Consider the following 1171-nt stretch of genomic DNA (forward strand, 5'->3'; position numbering starts at 1 on the left):
GCACTCGGCCCTGTCAAGTTGACAAATGAAATAATATAAAGTTTTGTCTGTTTCTAAACGGCTTCATCCCAGTATTCATCCGGGGTGAGGCCGTTTCTTTGTGCTGAACGATTGTGATGGTTGAAGTACTGGATGCCTTCCTCAACCAGCTTGACCAGCTCCTGGTAGGTCTTTGCCATCGGGTGTCGTTCCATCCACCGCAACTTGAATTCGTTCCACCAACGCTCCATTGGTGCGTTGTCATACGGGGTACCTGGTCGTGACATACTGCGCTTCACATTGTGGAACTCCAGAAAATGGCTAAATGTTCCTGATGTATATGCGGAGCCGCGGTCTGTGTGCACCAGTGGGTGTACTTCGCCAGAGGCCTCAAACGCCCGCTGGAACACTTGGATCTCTGCGGACGCGGTCTCGGTATTGCTGAGGTTAGACGAGAGTAGCCGACGTCCATACAGGTCAAGCACGCCGCTCAGTCGCACAGTGTATTCACCATTCATGCCATACTTCAATTCGGTTGAGTCTGATAACCAGACCTGGTTGGGGCCATCAACTTCAAAGTGTTGATTGAGTACATTATCGAGTACGTGTTGTTCGCTTTCCTTCCGCCGATGCCGCTTCTTGACGCGAATCTGGCATTGGATGCCCAACTCTCTTTGCACCCGTCTAACCATCTTGACCGTCACCGGAAAGGTAATCTCAGCGTCATGCTGAAGGGCAATCAAGAGGTTGTCTGCGCCAATCCCCTGGTGGTGAAAGTCATACCAGTACTGAGCCCGTTCCTTAAGCTTGGTATCGCGTTGTTGCCAGGCTGTCTCGGTGCGTCTGAGCCCCTTATAGTATGCTTGCCGACTCACGCCGATAAGCTTTAAAAGCGTTGACACTGCACCACGATTACCTTGACTGACCTCTCTGATTACGACGTAGGCCAGTCGACGTTGCTTGTTCACCCCCTGCGCTGAAGTTCCTTGAATTTTTTTTACGAATGCCTCCACCAGCTCTTTGTCGGCTAGCTCAGCCTTGAGGCGACGCACCTCCAAACGTAGCTTCTCGGTCTCTGTAAGATCAGCTTCAGCTTTGTGATGGCCCCGGTTATCCACAAGAGCCTCATAACCGCCGTCTTTGGCCTTGAGTACCCAGGAACGAGCCTGCTGGTAGGAGACCTGGAAATGCT

Annotated in this window: 1 protein-coding gene; it reads right to left on the reverse strand. The window is 51.8% G+C overall.

Annotated features, from left to right (window positions below; genetic code table 11):
• Positions 1-53: 53 nt before the first annotated feature.
• A partial coding sequence (locus JCM13995_RS13450) for an IS3 family transposase (RefSeq protein ID WP_225350921.1) occupies positions 54-1171 on the reverse strand: 1118 nt, incomplete at its 5' end.

It is taken from the genome of Lacticaseibacillus camelliae DSM 22697 = JCM 13995 (genome assembly GCF_001311195.1).
Classification (GTDB): domain Bacteria; phylum Bacillota; class Bacilli; order Lactobacillales; family Lactobacillaceae; genus Lacticaseibacillus; species Lacticaseibacillus camelliae.